Genomic DNA, 15336 nt, shown 5'->3' with positions numbered 1-15336 from the left:
GCTGTTCTGGAGCTATGTCCCCTGTGGGGAGTCGCCTTTGTTTTCCATCCGGTTTCGACTACACTGGAGTCAGACTGGGCGCCGCTAAGGCGCGAGGGGGTGCGTTTCATCATGACCAACCCAAAGTGGGTGGAAAAGCAGCAACGGAAGGAACAGATCATGCGTGAACAGGCCAAGTCCCGCCCGGAGTGGCTGAAAATCCAGATCCGTACGGGGCCCAATTATAAACAGTTGAAAGACATCATGCACGGGCGCTCCTTGCACACGGTCTGTGAAGAGGCCCGGTGCCCGAATATCTACGAGTGCTGGGAGCAGCGTACGGCGACGTTCATGATCTTGGGTGATGTGTGCACCCGGGCCTGCCGGTTTTGCGCTGTCACCAGTGGACGGCCCAGCCACCTCGACCTGGCGGAGCCCAAGCGCGTGGCCGACGCTGTGGTCGCCATGGGCTTGCAGCATGTCGTTGTCACCAGCGTGGCACGCGACGACCTGGACGATGGTGGGGCTTCCATATTCGCCGCGACGATTCGTGCCATCCGGGAACGTGTGCCGGAATGCGGGGTTGAAGTCCTCATTCCCGATTTCATGGGCAACTGGGACGCTCTGAAGATGGTCCTCGACGCCTCGCCAGATATCCTCAATCACAACGTGGAGACGGTGCGGCGCTTGTCCGACAAGGTCAGGTCGAAAGCCAAGTATGACCGCACGCTGGAGCTGTTGCGGCGCAGCAAGGAGATGCGGCCTGATATTCGCACCAAGTCGAGTATCATGGTCGGCTTGGGTGAAACCATGGAGGAAATCCTCCAGACCATGGACGACCTGCGGGCGGTGGACTGCGACATCCTGACCATCGGTCAGTACCTACAGCCGACGAAGAAGCACCTGTTGGTGGAGAAGTTTTATACGCCGACCGAGTTTTTGCGGCTGCGCGGGGAGGGCCTGAAGCGCGGTTTTGCTCATGTGGAGTCGGGCCCATTGGTTCGCAGTTCGTATCACGCGCATGAGCAGGTGCTGCGGGCCGACGGCATGCCTCTCCAGTCACTCCGGCCGGCGCAGGAGGCGGCACCGGCCAGTAGTGGCCAAGGAGCGGCGGTACAGCCATGAGTCGTGTACCCGGCATCTGGCGTTCTCTCGGTCGCATGGACTACGATGCTGCACTTGCCGAACAGATGGCGCGGCGCGATGCGGTGTTGCACGGGGACGACGAAGCGCAAACCGTGTATGCGGTGGAACACCCGCCGACCATCACGATTGGCAAGGCGGGCACCTTTCAACACATCCTGACACCCCCCGCCGCTCTGGAACAGATGGGTTTTACCATTCGTGAGGTGGACCGAGGGGGTGACGTGACCTATCATGGCCCCGGACAATGGGTTCTGTATCCCGTGCTGCACCTCTCTCCCTGGGGCAATGACGTTGGAAAGTACGTTCGCATGCTGGAGGAAACCGTCATTCGAGCGCTCGCCGAGGTTGATATTCAGGGCACCCGCAGTGAGGGGTACCCGGGTGTATGGGTGGAAGACCGCAAAATCTGCGCTGTGGGGGCCAGCGTCAAGCGTCGCCTGAACGGAGAATTCGTTACGGCGCACGGATTAGCGCTCAATGTCACGACGAATCTCGCCCACTTCGACGCGATTATTCCCTGTGGCATCAGCGACCGCGGGGTGACCTCGGTGGCCGCCGAGTTGGGGGACGAGGTGTCGTTTGCCGAGTGGGAAGACCGGTTACGCACCTCATTTGCGGACGTGTTTGAAATGGACTTCTAGTCCATGGTTCACAGACGGGCGGTCCTTGCGGCGGCCGTAAGCCAATGAGGAGGGAATTTGGATGAGTTCGTTGGCCCTGACGAGCGGCCTTATCGTGGCTATATTCGTAGTGGCTATGGGGGTCATCTGGGTGCTCGGAGGCATCGCCGGTCGTGGACGGTGACGCGGGGCAAAAGCGTGCGGCCTGGGGAGTCTGGACGCGGTTTGGGTGATTCCGGCGGAGAGACCGTCCGTCCGGATTCTCCCGGAAACAGGTTTCAAGGCGTGATGACATGGATGAAGCAGCTGTGTTGGCCCTCTTCTTGCAACTGGTCCAATTGACGAGTCCGTCGCGGCGCGAGGGAAAAGTGGCGGCGTTTTGTGCCAAGGAGCTTAAACGTCTGGGGTTTCGTGTCGAGTTTGACGGTGCCGGGGATTCCCTTGCGGCAGACACAGGCAACCTGATTGCCACCTTGGACGGCGATGCGGCGCGCATTCCCCTGCTCCTGATTGCGCACATGGACACGGTGGCGCCGGGGACGGACATCCGTCCGCAATTAGGACAAGATGGAATCATCCGCGCCGACGGCAGCGCCATCCTGGGTGCGGATGACAAGGCGGGTATCACGGCGATTCTGGCAGCGCTCCGAGAACTGGTCGGAAACGAGATCCCCCACGGACCCATTCAGGTCGTGTTGACGATTGCGGAAGAGCTGGGTCTGCAGGGTTCTGCTCGCTTCGACCCCGTCCGCCTGTCTGCCCAGTTTGGCCTCTGTCTCGATGCGGAAGGAGAACCTGGAACCTTCGTGGTCTCAGCCCCCTCGCAGGTGCGCTGGCAGGCTGACGTCCTAGGGCGGGCCGCGCCTGTGGGAGGCGCCCCGGAGAACGGAATCAGCGCCATTCAAGTGGCGGCCCGTGCGGTGGCGCGTATTCCGCATGGCCGCGTGGACGCCGACACCACCGTGAACATTGGCACTTTCATCGGAGAAGGGCCGAGGGACCTGAGGCGCGACCGGGTGCGGCTGGCTGGGGACGCGAGAGGTCGCAATCACCAACGCCTGCTCCAAGTCTTGCGTGAAATGGAACGTATCTTTGCGGAGGTGGCGAAGGCGCACGGAGCCTCCGTGGATTTCTCGTTTGCGACCACGTGCATGGGATTTGCGTTTGCGCTTGACCACCCGCTGCTGCGGATGGCTGAGACGGCCGCGCGGCGCGTCGGTCTGATTCCGCACTGGGTGGTCCATGGCGACGGCAGCGATGCCCATCACTTCACGGCGATGGGCGTGCCGACACTCAACGCAGGTGTCGGGTATCGCGACATTCACACTCCCAAGGAACGGATTGCCCTTGCCGACCTGGTTCGGACAGCCCGTTTCGTCTACGAGTTCCTGGTTTTGGCTTAACAGGTCCCATCGGAGCGGCATAGCCGAATCTCCTGGCGGCAGTCTATGCGGTATTTTCTCAGAGGGAAGGGTGGACGTATTGAACCATCCACAGGAAACGGATCAACACCTGATCGAGCGGACAGTCGAAGTTAAGCCGATATACCATGGGCGCATCATTGACTTGGAAGAACTTACAGTGGAGCTGCCCAACGGGCGGCGTGCAGGGCGGGAGGTGATTCGGCATCCGGGGGCGGTGGCGGTGCTGGCGGAACTGGCGGATGGGCGTGTGCTGGGCGTGCGTCAGTTTCGAACCGCTCCCGGCGAGGTTCTGCTCGAGATTCCTGCCGGCAAGCTTGAGCCGGGTGAAGACCCGCTTGCCTGCGCGCAGCGGGAGTTGGCGGAAGAGACGGGCGGCGAAGCGGCCCAAGTTCGCCATGTGGGGAGCTTTTACACCAGTCCGGGGTTTGCCGATGAACGCCTGCACTTGTTTTACGCTTCTTCTGTTACGCTTGGCCGGGCGCACCCGGACGACGATGAGTTTGTGGAAACAGTCTGCCTGAACCAGGACGAAGTCCGGGAAGCGCTGTCTTCCGGAGACGTGCGAGATGCGAAGACTTGGATTGCCTTTGAATGGTGGCTGCTGCTCAAGGCTGGCGCGTGGGCATGAAATTCGTTTACGCCGATTTTCACGTGCACATCGGGTGGGCGCTCGGTCGCCCGGTAAAAATGGCCGCAGCCCGTACCCTGACCCTGGCCAATCTGCTGCAGCATGCGGCTGAAAGGAAAGGCATCGACCTGGTTACCGTGATCGACGGCGTCTGTCCGCCGGTTCAGTCGGAAGTGAAACAGCTGCTGCAAGCTGGCGAGTTGACCTGCCAACCGGGGGGCGGCTTGCGCTATCGGGATCGGCTGACCGTCATCTTGGGGGCCGAGGTGGAGGTGGCCGGGCCGAAGGCCGGCGCGGCGCACTTCGGCTGCTGGTTTGCCGATTTGGAGACGGCTCGGGATTTTGCTGACTGGTTGGCGACCGTGCAGAAAAATCCTCATCTCTCCTCGCAACGGGCGCGGGTTGGCGCCTGGGAGCTGCAGGAACAGGTGGCGGAGCGCAACGGTTTGTTCATCATCCACCACGCGTTCACACCACACAAGGGGATGTACGGGAACTGCGTCCGGTGCATGCGCGAGATGGTGAACCCCGCCGGGGTGGACGCGGTGGAACTGGGGCTGTCGGCCGATACGGACATGGCCGACTGCCTGGACGAACTGGCGGCGTTCACGTTTCTGAGCAATTCGGATGCACATTCGTTGCCGAAAATCGCCCGTGAGTATAATCGGTTGGAGTTAGCCGAGCCGTCGTTCACGGCGGTGCGTGATGCGTTGCACCGCCGACGCCAGCACCGTGTCGCGGCCAACTATGGACTGTTGCCCGCCCTGGGCAAGTATCATCGATCCGCCTGTAAACGCTGCGGCCGCCCATGGGCGCCGGGCACGCAGCGGTGCGCGTGCGGATGCGACAAAGTGGTGCTCGGCGTGTACGACCGGTTGCTGCAGGTGCGGGATAGGGGCGAGCCCGTGCATCCAGAGCACCGTCCGCCGTACGTTCACCAGGTTCCGCTGGAGTTCATCCCCGGTCTCGGTCCCGTCTCACGGGAGCGGTTATTTGCTGCGTTTGGCACAGAGATGGCGATTTTGCACCAGGCTACCTTGGAGCAACTGGCGGAAGTGGTGGGCTGGGACCTGGCGAGGCGAATCGACGCGGCGCGCCGCGGGAAGACGCGGGTCTCGCCGGGGCGGGGAGGCGTATACGGCAAACTTCTCGTGCCGTGAGTTGGAGGTCCGCGCGGATTTTCTGGCATAGTGGTCAGCGGCGACACATATACTCTCCGTGAGCTTGTACCAGACGGAGGGATAATTGTGAGGACCGCGAACGTGGTGCTCGCGTGGCCACAATGGCGCCGACGCATCGCTTTTGTGCAGCGCGGGGACGCTGCAAGCTGGAATGTGTGGGCCTTTCTCTGCGGTGTCTGCCTATGCGGGCTGGTGTTCGGGGCCGTGATGGCAGGAGAACTCGGGGGCAACGACGCAGTGGTGCTCAACGACGCCATCCAGCGTGTGCTGACGGCCATTCAACAGCATCAATTGGCGAGCGCGCATGACCTGTGGTGGCAGAGAATGATTGGCGACGCACAGCTGCTGGCTCTACTGGCTTTGTTTGGGGTGTCGATCATCGGGGTACCGTTTGTCGTTATTGCCCTCTTCTTGCGTGCATTCAGTTTTGGCTTTGCGATTGGTTTCACCATTATCCAGTTTGGTTGGAAGGGTTGGGTGTTGGCGAGCGTTGGCATGTTTTTGCATCAGGTGTTGTCGCTGGCTGTGCTGTTGTGCGCGGGGGTCATGGCCATCCGCTTCAGCGCCGCGCTTCTGCGCCACATCTACCCGTTGCCACGACTCACTATGGCGCTGGCACGCTACACCCTGCGGTTTGCTGTCTGCTTCCTGGGATTGATGCCGGGAGCGTTTGTGCAAGCCTACTTAACGCCACACCTGCTGGCGCGTATGCTAGTTTCGGGGTGAGGGCAACACGAGGGGGCCTGACGTTCTGTGTCCAGACGCTTTACGGTCCATAACGAGTCGTTCACCTGCGTCCACTGTGGCCGCTTGGTGCCCCCGGCCAGCCGCACGTGCCGCAACCACTGTCCTTACTGTCTGTACTCGGTCCACTTGGACAAGTTTCCCGGCGATCGCGCTGCTGACTGCGGCGGGCTGATGCAGCCGGTGGCGGTGACCTACCACAGCAAGAAAGGGTATCAAGTTATCCATCGTTGTTTGCGCTGCGGCGTGCAGCGGCCCAATCGGGCATTGTTGGATGATGGGAATCAGCCAGATTCGCTGGAGGCGATTTTAGCGCTCATGGCTCGTGGCGGGGCGTGAGCGCAAGGGGAGGGCCCGGCGTGTCGAATTGGCGCGATTTTTTGCACGCTCTGCGTCTGTGCCTGTCTATTTGGCTCATCGCGGCCAGCATATTTGTCGTGCAAGGGATTATCCTTCGTTGGTTGCCCTCCGACGGTTACCATGTTCCCTCGCGTCCCTACGTCTCCGTGATGGGTGAACACAGTTCGCAAACGGACGGATCAATCCCCCGTATCCTGCAGAGAATCCTCCTCTATTGCGAAATGGGACCGTAAGTGCCCGACCTTGAGGCCGGGTCACCCACATATGGGGCAGGATTTTCTCCCCAAGCGTGGAACTACTTCATAGAGCGGACGCAAACCGCACGATGCAGGTGACATCGAAGGAGCTTTGCCATGACGCAGTGGATTGCGGATTTCTCAGATTATCTCGTGGTTGAGCGCGGCTTGGCCAAGAACACGTTGGAGTCGTATCGGCGCGATTTATCCACTTTTTTGGCGTATTTGGAAAACCAGTGTCATGTGCCGGTGGAGGGGGTCACGCAGCAACACATCCTGGCCTATCTCGCCAGTCTGCGCCAACAGGGGCGGGCCAACTCTACCATTTCTCGCAACCTGGCCAGTATTCGTTCATTTTTCCACTATCTCGTCGCCACCGATGTCCTCTCGGTGGATCCGACAGCTCACGTGGATACGCCGAAAATTGAAAAGCGCTTGCCCAAGGTGCTGAGTGTGGATGAGGTGGAGCGCTTGTTGGCTGCACCCAATTTGCAGACGGTGGCAGGTCTGCGCGACCGGGCGATGCTGGAGCTGCTGTACGCGACAGGGATTCGTGTCAGTGAGCTGGTTTCTCTCAACGTGGAGGATTTGAATCTGGCAGCCGGTTTTGTTCGCTGTACGGGCAAAGGCGACAAGGAACGGGTGATACCTGTTGGCGACATCGCTGTTCAGGTGTTGTCCGCCTATTTGCAGCAGTCACGCCCGGAGTTTCTGCGCCTGACGGATGATTCCGCCCTGTTTTTGAACCATCTGGGGGAACGTATGTCAAGGCAGGGTTTTTGGAAACTGTTGAAGAAATATGCGAAGCTAGCGGGTATTGTAAAGGACATCACGCCGCACACTCTGCGCCATTCCTTCGCCACCCATCTGTTGGAGCGGGGGGCCGACCTGCGGGCTGTGCAGGAGATGCTCGGACATGCCGACATCTCCACCACGCAAATTTATACGCACATTACGCGGGGGCGCTTGCGTGAGCTGTACGCAAGTTCACACCCGCGCGCCTGAAGCAAAGTCTTAGGTCTGACCAACAGGGGACAAAGCAGGGATAGTGGCTCAATCTCCCTGTTTCCTTGGGCATGGAGTGACTGTCATCCTGTCACCCTATCCAGAGGGGGTGAGGACATGCCCAAGGGTGTGACCTGTTTTGTGGAAGAGTGTGTGTTCAACGCGGACGAGCGATGCCTGGCGGACGCCATTGAGGTCCGATCCAACGGCAACGATATCGTAGGGACCAGCAAAGGAACCATGTGCCGGACGTTCCGATACCGCGACTTTGACGACGGGCACGTGGATTCTGAGCTTGCCGCCCATCCATAGGCCCGGAGTTTCCCTTATGGTAGGTGGGAGAAACGTCTTCTGGTGGAAGGATGCCTGGCACGAGGCATCCTTTTTCTTCATGTTAGCCCCCATCATAAACCATGTGCATTGTTGCAAACTACCCCCAGAATCGTATGTATGGGGGGCCGTCCAGAATGGGCAAGGGTAGAGGTCGCTTCGCTCCTGCATGGATTTCACTGGTCTGCTGTTCCGTGTTGATGACGTCTGTATCCGGTCAGGCATGGGCCAAGAGCCAGAGTTCATCGATACATCCTGCGGGTATCCACGTTGACATTCATGAGAAACCTCCGGTGCCGCTCGGTGAGGTCCCGGACGAGGGCAAAGGGGAATTGGCGGCACACGCACGCTCAGCGGTCCTGATGGATTTCGCCACCGGCAAGGTGTTGTTTGAAAAGGACGCGCATGAACGGCTTCCGATGGCGAGCATCACCAAAATCATGACCCTGTTGCTCATCATGGAGGACATCGATCGGGGGAAGCTCAAACTGTCCGATCCAGTGAAGGCCAGTGAATATGCCGCCAGCATGGGGGGCTCTCAGATCTTTCTGGAGCCGGGTGAGGTCATGACCGTAGATGACCTGGTCAAAGGCATTGCCATGGCCAGCGCCAACGACGCCTGTGTGGCCATGGCTGAGCACTTAAACGGCACAGAACAGGCCTTTGTTCGTCGGATGAACGAGCGCGCCCGCGAGCTGGGCATGCAAGATACTCACTTCGCCAACAGCAACGGCTTGCCCGCTGCCAACCACTATAGCAGCGCCCACGATATTGCCATCATGTCGCGCGAACTGCTGAAACACAGCCAAATCACACGTTGGACCTCCGTTTACAGTGATTACCTGCGCAAGGACACCACGCATCCGCTCTGGCTGGTCAATACGAACAAGTTGGTGCGATTTTACGACGGGGTCGACGGCTTGAAAACAGGGTATACCACCGAGGCGAAATACTGTCTATCCGCCACGGCGCGCCGTGGTGACTTTCGCGTCATTGCCATTGTCATGGGTGAACCCAAGGTCACCGTACGAAATCAAGAGGTCACTCAGATGTTGAATTGGGCCTTTGGCCAATTTCAGTCGAAGGTGTTGTACCCGGCTGGCCAGACGGTGGGGAAGGCGGAGGTTATCCACGGTAATCCGCCGTTCGTACCGGTGAAGGTGGCCGATACCGTGGGCATCCTGCGCGAAAGAGGAAGTTCTGTTCGATACGAGACCCGGATGAACCTACAGCGGGTTAAGGCACCAGTCCAGGCGGGGCAGCGAATAGGGACATTGGAAATCTACGACTTAGACCACCAACGAATCACGGCGGAAGTTCCTTTGATCGCCGCTACATCGGTCAAAAAGGCTGGATTTTTCCAAAGTGTCGGGCAAACTGTGAGAAAGATTGTCACATTCGGCCATTGATTGAGTTTGTCGGGACCGGTTGGTACGCATCCGTGCGGGCCAACCGGTCGTATTTTGTCGTGCAACAAGACATACACGTCCATTCAGTCGATTTCTGCTATTGTTCAGGAAATATTCATCCTACTGTTTCCCGGAAGATGCGCGGTGATGGACATCGCCGCCGCAAGATCTGCACCGCCGCCAGTTCCGCTGACAGGGCTTTGCCCGGCTTGTCCAATTCCCGATACAGTTTGCTCAACTGTCGCCACACGCGTAGTTTGGCCAGCGGATCTTCCACGGTGTCGGTCAACGGGAGCGCGGCTTCCAGCGTTGTTGCGGCTTCCTCGACGCGCTTCATCGCCATCAAGCACTGGGCCCGCACCCAATGCACTTCTTGTGCCAACTCGGGTTCCCGCACGGTTTCATGATGGACGGCATCCAGTAACTGCATCGCGGCTTCCCGGTCTCCGAGTGCCAAATGGTTTCTGGCCAACTCAATTTGTAGTTTCGTGTACCGAGGTGGGTCTTGGCGCAGAGCGCGACGGTTCTGACACCTTTGCAAATGGGTGATGGCGGCTTCATGCAAACCTTCACGGCGCAGGATGACCGCTTGGTTGATGAGACATTGGTGGACACCTCGCGAGTGGCTAACCGACTCGTACAGAGACAAGGCTCTTTGCGTATGTTCGCGTGCTTCGTCAAATCGATTCATTTCCACCAATACGTTTGCCAATCCGTGATGGATGACGGCCAAATCACGAACTTGGTCATAGGCTTGTGCAGCGGTACAGGCACGTTGATAATGAATTAGCGCTTTGTTGTATTGGCGTGAAATGTAATAAACTCTCGCCAGATTGTTCTCCAGCTTCACGGAAACCGGCATGCGTAATTTTGGGTATCGCGCCAACAATTCACTACCACGGCGCCAGAACATGGCGGCTGCCTGCAGACGTCGCCGTCCGCGTTCCACGTGCCCCAACTGGTAGTAATAATGAACGCTGGTGGAGATATCCCCATGCTCCAGAGTAAAGGCGAGTGCCGTCTCGTACATCCGTATGGCCTCGTCCGTAAGTTCTAATTTTAGGCAGCATTCACCCAGTTCGGCATAGACCTTGTCCGTTCTCACCTGGGCAGGCACGTCTTCAGCCACCTGTAGCAGCAGTTCCCGGGCACGGTGCAGATCGCCTCGTTCTATCAGTGTCTTTGCTTCCCGGTACCGCTGCAGGTTCTCGTTGGCTTTCAGGAGCGAGCGAAACTCATCCCTGTCGGCGTCGAGCCGCTCCAGCAACTGCTCCAGCAGGCGCTGCGTCGGTACCACCCGGTTGGATTCAATCTGGCTGATCATGCTCGCGGTCACCAAATCGCGTCCCAAGGCGGACTGCGTCATGCCTTTGGCGACGCGTAATTCACGCAGCTTGCTCCCCAAGGTCTCTTCCATATCGTCCTCCGCCATACTCTTGATTCTGTGTATTCTACTATAAATTCCGGAATCTGCATATCCCTCTTGAAGCGCAAAATCGAGGGCTGTGTCGAAACTTAGGGCCTTTTTTCTTCTTTTGTCAGGCATGCAGGAGAACATGTATCCTTCACAAATAGTTTAAAGTGAAATCAGTGTTTGATTGGGGGGAACAGCATGGCCATGCAGCTGCAGGTGCATGATCACGTGGTGGTGGTGAAACTCGGCGGAGAATTGGATCATCATGAAGTGGAAACCATTCGAGACCAAATTGAGGCAGAATTAGAAAGGACAGGATACCGAGGATTGGTCATGTCGTTTCGGGATCTTGATTTTGTGGACAGTTCCGCTTTGGGATTGATTCTGGGGCGGTACAGGACTGTCACCGAGCGGCACGGCCGGATGGTCCTGTGCGAGGTGAATGAGTCTCTTGCTCGCTTGTTCGAACTGTCCGGGCTCAAGCGCATTCTCCCCGTCGCCGCGACGGTGGACGAGGCGCTGCAATGCTTGCGGGAGGGATGAATGATGAATCGCGAACTACAGACCCAAGTGGCGGTGGACAATTACTTGCGTCTCCAATTCCCCGCCCAGTCCGAGAACGAATCGTTGGCGCGTGTGGCGGTGGCTTCCTTTGCAGCCCAGCTGGATCCGACGATGGAGCAGTTGACTGAGTTGAAAACGGCCGTTTCGGAGGCTGTGACCAATGCGATTATTCACGGCTATGCAGACGCCCCCGGAGAGGTGCGGATTGAGTGCGCTATCCAGGATGGCGTGGTCGAAGTCGTGATTGAAGATGATGGCGTCGGGATCGAGGACATTGAGCAAGCCAGACAGCCGCTTTATACGTCACGGCCCGAATTGGAGCGGTCGGGGATGGGCATAACGATAATGGAAAACTTCGTAGATGAGCTAGTCATCGAGTCGATTCCCGAACATGGCACGAAGGTCCGGATGCGGAAGCGGATGGCACCGGTCCTGGATGGTCAGTGATAGGAGACCTCTCGTATGGATTATGTCAACGATACCGAGGAGCGTTCCCGTAGGTACTCCGACGAAGAGATTCGCGCGTTGATTGCGCGCAGTCAACAGGGGGATGTTGCGGCCCGGGATGAACTTGTGATTGGCAATCAGCGTTTAGTGTGGGCTGTGGTGCAGAGATTCTTGGGCCGCGGTTACGAGGCGGACGACTTGTTTCAGATTGGTGTCATTGGCCTCATGAAGGCTATCGACAAATTCGACCTGAGTTACGATGTGAAATTTTCTACATATGCTGTCCCGATGATCATTGGCGAAATTCAACGTTTCTTGCGCGACGATAGCACCGTGAAGGTCAGCCGCAGCTTGAAGGAGACCGCCCGCCACATTCGCCGGGCCCGGGACGAATTGGCGAAACGCTTGGGCCGGCAGCCTCAGATCACCGAGATTGCCGACGAGTTGGGGATTGACCCATCCGAAGTTGTGTTTGCTCAAGAGGCGCTGCGTGCGCCCACGTCCATTCACGAAACGGTGTTTGAAAACGATGGGGATCCGATTTATCTGATGGATCAGATTGCCGACGAAGAGAGCGTGTCTTGGTTGGACCACATCGCCCTGCACGAAGTCTTGGGACGCCTGCCGGAACGGGAACGCTTAATTGTCTATCTGCGCTTTTTTAAGGACAAAACCCAGTCTGACGTCGCTGCTGTGCTGGGCATATCGCAGGTGCAGGTGTCCCGCCTGGAGAAAAAAATCCTCCGCAGCATCCGCCAACAGCTCGAATCGTGACCTTCGCGTAAGCTTCCAGACCCTCGGACATACTATGCGGGCATCCGTGTCACGGGGCACATGCCAGATCCGCACTCCGTCCGTACGGTGGGGGGAACTGTATGAGGAGGGGTCCTATGCCTGCGCGCGTTCGTCAAGACGCATCCGACTATCAGCAGCTTGCTCAGAGCCATACCCCATCTCGGCCGATACTGCGCAACACCGTTCGGGCCTTCTTGGTGGGTGGGGGCGTATGCGTCATCGGGCAAATCGTCCTCTTGTTGTTTGTGCGTTACGGTCATTTTAGTCCCAAGGAGGCGGGGAATCCGACCAGCGCGGTCATGGTGCTCCTATCCGTGATTTTCACAGCGCTCGGCGTCTATGACCGGTTTGCCGCTTGGGCGGGTGCTGGGTCGGCCGTGCCGATAACCGGCTTTGCCAATACCATGGCGTCGGCGGCCATGGAATACCGCAGCGAGGGCCTGGTGCTCGGCGTCGGCGGCAACATGTTTAAACTGGCGGGTCCCGTAATCGTCTACGGCGTGGTCAGCGCCTTCTTCGTGGCCTTGGCGCGATACGCCATCCAGCACCTTTAGACAACTCTTGGCCTGACAGGGGGGACGTACCGGTGCCGCTTATGGGGGCTCAAACGTGGCGGTTTGCCCGTCCGCCGCGCGTTTTGGTGACGGCGACGGTGGCTGGAAAGAACGAGGGGGAGGGGCCGCTCGGCGACGAGTTTGACGTCCGGCACAACGACGACCGGCTTGGTTTGAACACCTGGGAACAGGTAGAGCAGCACCTGTTCGACGAAGCCGTGGAGGTGGCCCTGAACAAGGCGAAGCTCAAGCCACCAGACATCGATTTGTTGATTGGCGCAGACCTCAACGCGCAACTGGCCGGTTTCTATTTTGGATTGCGTGCCTATCCGGTGCCGGTGCTCGGGGTCTACAGCGCCTGCGCCTCGATCTGCGAGGCACTGGCCATCGGCGCGTTGACCATAGACAGCGGTGTCGCGGACAAGGTTCTCGTGGGCACGTCGAGCCATTTTGCAACCGCCGAACGACAGTTTCGTAACCCTACGGAGTACGGAGCGCAAAAACCACCTACCGCCCAACGCACGGTGACCGGTGCAGGAGCCGCCATTCTCGCTGGAACTGGCGGCACGGTGGCCGTCACCGAAGCGACCATAGGCCAGGTCGTGGATATGCAGATGAAAAGTCCATGGGAGATGGGAGCCGCGATGGCCCCAGCGGCGTACAGCACCATAACCGCCCATCTGCAGGATACCGGGCGCAAGTGGGATGACTTCGATTGCATCGCCACCGGCGATCTGGGGCAAATCGGCCACAACATCCTGCGGGACCTGCTCGCACGCGACGGTCATCATCTGGGAGAGCGGTTGGTTGACTGTGGTCTGCTCATCTACCGCAAGGACCAGCCTGAGGTGCTCTCCGGGGGGAGCGGCGGGGCCTGCTGCACACTGGTTACATTTGCTCATTTGCTGCGACAACTGGCATCCGGGACATTCCGACGGATTTTGGTCTCTGCCACCGGTGCCTTGATGTCTGCCGTCACCGTCCAACAGGGGGAAAGCGTACCTTCCGTGTCGCATGCCGTTGTTTTTGAAAGGATGGAGGATTGACCTATGCAAGCGGGGTGGGAGGGATTTTTATACGCGTTTCTGGTCGGTGGCGCCATCTGCGCCATCGGACAAATTCTTATGGACTCCCTGAAACTCAATCCCGGCCAGGTCATGGTGATTCTCGTGGTGGCCGGCGCGGTGCTGGACGGCATCGGTCTTTATGATCCGTTGATTCGCTTTGCCGGCGCGGGAGCCACTGTACCGATTACCAGTTTTGGCAATTCGCTGGTGCATGGCGCGTTGGCGGAAATGAAGTTGCACGGCCTGATGGGCGTGATCACCGGGATTTTTGAAGTGACCAGCGCCGGCATCTCGGCCGCCATCATCTTCGCCTTCTTGGCCGCTCTTGTAGCCAAGCCCAAAGGCTAGTCGAGAAGCCTGTGCACGAACTGGAGAGTGTGCATAACCTAACAGCGAGACGCCTGCGATGCCCTTTCGAAATCCGTATTGGAGATGAGGAGATTGCTCAGCATGCTTTTGTTTCTCCCGCGGCTGTTCCGCTATTTCGGCATGTTTCAAATGTTTATATCCGTTGTTCGCCCATGGTGGCCACGCATCGCCCGCCTGTGGCAACACCCACAACCGCGAACCGCGTAGCGACAACCTGTCCGGTTGTGGTCTATACTGGACTCAACCCAACAACGACAAAGGGGTGGGCCAGTGAACGGAATCGTGGAATTGGAACGTCGCGGTCAAGTACATGACATTCAAGTCATTCGCCGCGGGCGTATCCGCTATCTCCGTTTCGGCCGCGGCGGCGGTTGGCAGGGCGCCTTGGACATCACCCGTCCGTGGCGGCCCGTGTTTCCCTACCAACGGGCGTTTTACGCCTTGGCCGCCGCCGTGAAGGCGCCACAGCGCTTCCTCGCTGTCGGCGTGGGCACCGGCACGGCTTTACGATCCGTCCGCCGTTTGTGGCCGGACTGCCGACAGGTGGGCGTTGAGTTGGACGAGACGGTCGTCGATGTAGCGCTCGAGTATTTTGACAGTCCACCGACCGACGAAACCCGTTACTACGTCGGCGACGGAGTTCATTTTCTGGAGACCAGCTCGGAGGTCTATGACCTTATCTTTGTCGATGCTTACCTGCGGGACCGCATCTACAGCCCATGTTTACAACCTTCCTTTGCCAATCTTGTTCATGATCATCTATCTGAGGTTGGGGTGGCGGCATTCAACATGATCATGAGTGTGCCGCCGGTCCGAGAGGCTGCTCGATTTCTGCGCGCCCTAACCGATTCCTTTGTGGAGGTGCTGGTGCTGCCTGTAGGCTTTCCGGCCATGGAGCAAAATTGCCTGGTGGTCGCTGCTCGTTGTGCTGGGATGCGTGCGGTGTGGCAGGCCGAAATCCGGCGCCTGCCACTCATGGGGTGGTACGAACGGATCGCCTGGCCCTGGCGAATCCGGACCATGGGCAGTCCGTCTGTGTTATAATAGCTCCACCAGAGTGGCTC

General features: G+C 58.7%; 19 protein-coding genes. 18 read left to right on the top strand and 1 reads right to left on the bottom strand.

All coding sequences use genetic code 11. The features are described from left to right. The first annotated feature begins 111 nt into the window (after positions 1 to 111). From lipA to ASH01S_RS07500, 11 genes are all read left to right on the top strand, one after another. On the top strand, positions 112 to 1104 hold the full coding sequence (gene lipA / locus ASH01S_RS07550) for a lipoyl synthase (RefSeq protein ID WP_083516917.1): 993 nt from the start codon (positions 112 to 114) through the stop codon (positions 1102 to 1104). Continuing rightward, entirely contained in the window at positions 1101 to 1766 is a 666-nt protein-coding gene (gene lipB / locus ASH01S_RS07545; RefSeq protein ID WP_245628976.1) for a lipoyl(octanoyl) transferase LipB, read from the top strand. The genes lipA and lipB overlap by 4 nt, the downstream gene beginning before the upstream one ends. A gap of 272 nt (positions 1767 to 2038) precedes the next feature. After that, on the top strand, positions 2039 to 3148 hold the full coding sequence (locus tag ASH01S_RS07540; protein WP_067925947.1) for a M20/M25/M40 family metallo-hydrolase: 1110 nt from the start codon (positions 2039 to 2041) through the stop codon (positions 3146 to 3148). A 79-nt stretch (positions 3149 to 3227) separates the two neighbouring features. Continuing rightward, positions 3228 to 3797: an NUDIX domain-containing protein gene (locus ASH01S_RS07535; protein WP_245628975.1), complete on the top strand. Its 570-nt coding sequence runs from the start codon at positions 3228 to 3230 to the stop codon at positions 3795 to 3797. Next, a complete protein-coding gene (locus tag ASH01S_RS07530; protein WP_067926057.1) occupies positions 3794 to 4957 on the top strand; it encodes an endonuclease Q family protein in 1164 nt (387 codons plus the stop codon). Before ASH01S_RS07535 ends, ASH01S_RS07530 begins: the two co-directional genes overlap by 4 nt. 87 nt (positions 4958 to 5044) lie before the next feature. After that, positions 5045 to 5704 (top strand): stage II sporulation protein M, encoded by a 660-nt coding sequence (gene spoIIM / locus ASH01S_RS07525; protein WP_067925944.1) that lies wholly within the window; start codon positions 5045 to 5047, stop codon positions 5702 to 5704. A 27-nt stretch (positions 5705 to 5731) separates the two neighbouring features. Further along, on the top strand, positions 5732 to 6061 hold the full coding sequence (locus ASH01S_RS07520) for an RNHCP domain-containing protein (protein ID WP_067925941.1): 330 nt from the start codon (positions 5732 to 5734) through the stop codon (positions 6059 to 6061). 20 nt (positions 6062 to 6081) lie between these two features. Further along, positions 6082 to 6315, top strand: coding sequence for a hypothetical protein (locus ASH01S_RS07515; RefSeq protein WP_067925938.1), 234 nt, complete (start codon positions 6082 to 6084; stop codon positions 6313 to 6315). Positions 6316 to 6435: 120 nt separating this feature from the next. Further along, entirely contained in the window at positions 6436 to 7323 is an 888-nt protein-coding gene (gene xerD, locus ASH01S_RS07510; protein WP_067925936.1) for a site-specific tyrosine recombinase XerD, read from the top strand. Positions 7324 to 7440: 117 nt separating this feature from the next. Then, positions 7441 to 7635 (top strand): DUF1540 domain-containing protein, encoded by a 195-nt coding sequence (locus tag ASH01S_RS07505; protein ID WP_067925935.1) that lies wholly within the window; start codon positions 7441 to 7443, stop codon positions 7633 to 7635. A 218-nt stretch (positions 7636 to 7853) separates the two neighbouring features. Then, complete coding sequence (locus tag ASH01S_RS07500) at positions 7854 to 9062, top strand: D-alanyl-D-alanine carboxypeptidase family protein (protein WP_083516925.1); 1209 nt, start codon at positions 7854 to 7856, stop codon at positions 9060 to 9062. Positions 9063 to 9177: 115 nt separating this feature from the next. On the opposite strand, the gene ASH01S_RS07495 is transcribed toward ASH01S_RS07500, so the two are convergent. Beyond that, a complete protein-coding gene (locus ASH01S_RS07495; protein WP_067925932.1) occupies positions 9178 to 10479 on the bottom strand; it encodes a helix-turn-helix domain-containing protein in 1302 nt (433 codons plus the stop codon). Between the two features lie 195 nt (positions 10480 to 10674). Between ASH01S_RS07495 and spoIIAA the strand changes: the two genes are divergently transcribed. From spoIIAA to ASH01S_RS07460, 7 genes are all read left to right on the top strand, one after another. Then, entirely contained in the window at positions 10675 to 11019 is a 345-nt protein-coding gene (gene spoIIAA / locus ASH01S_RS07490; RefSeq protein WP_067925929.1) for an anti-sigma F factor antagonist, read from the top strand. Beyond that, a complete protein-coding gene (gene spoIIAB, locus ASH01S_RS07485) occupies positions 11020 to 11487 on the top strand; it encodes an anti-sigma F factor (RefSeq protein ID WP_373278551.1) in 468 nt (155 codons plus the stop codon). It begins immediately after the preceding gene. A 15-nt stretch (positions 11488 to 11502) separates the two neighbouring features. Next, positions 11503 to 12261 carry an RNA polymerase sporulation sigma factor SigF gene (gene sigF, locus ASH01S_RS07480; protein WP_067925928.1) on the top strand — a complete coding sequence of 253 codons (759 nt, stop codon included), beginning with the start codon at positions 11503 to 11505 and terminating at the stop codon, positions 12259 to 12261. A 116-nt stretch (positions 12262 to 12377) separates the two neighbouring features. After that, a complete protein-coding gene (spoVAC, locus tag ASH01S_RS07475) occupies positions 12378 to 12836 on the top strand; it encodes a stage V sporulation protein AC (protein ID WP_067925924.1) in 459 nt (152 codons plus the stop codon). Positions 12837 to 12877: 41 nt separating this feature from the next. Further along, positions 12878 to 13882 carry a stage V sporulation protein AD gene (gene spoVAD, locus ASH01S_RS07470; protein WP_067926046.1) on the top strand — a complete coding sequence of 335 codons (1005 nt, stop codon included), beginning with the start codon at positions 12878 to 12880 and terminating at the stop codon, positions 13880 to 13882. Between the two features lie 3 nt (positions 13883 to 13885). Beyond that, positions 13886 to 14251 carry a stage V sporulation protein AE gene (gene spoVAE / locus ASH01S_RS07465; RefSeq protein WP_067925922.1) on the top strand — a complete coding sequence of 122 codons (366 nt, stop codon included), beginning with the start codon at positions 13886 to 13888 and terminating at the stop codon, positions 14249 to 14251. A gap of 291 nt (positions 14252 to 14542) precedes the next feature. Then, on the top strand, positions 14543 to 15316 hold the full coding sequence (locus tag ASH01S_RS07460; RefSeq protein WP_067925920.1) for a spermidine synthase: 774 nt from the start codon (positions 14543 to 14545) through the stop codon (positions 15314 to 15316). The last annotated feature ends 20 nt before the right edge of the window (positions 15317 to 15336 follow it).

The sequence above is a fragment of the Alicyclobacillus shizuokensis NBRC 103103 genome, from assembly GCF_001552255.1.
In the GTDB taxonomy this organism is placed as follows: domain Bacteria; phylum Bacillota; class Bacilli; order Alicyclobacillales; family Alicyclobacillaceae; genus Alicyclobacillus_G; species Alicyclobacillus_G shizuokensis.
The sequence above is the reverse complement of the archived record's forward strand: the minus strand, read 5'-3'. Positions and strand labels throughout refer to the sequence as shown.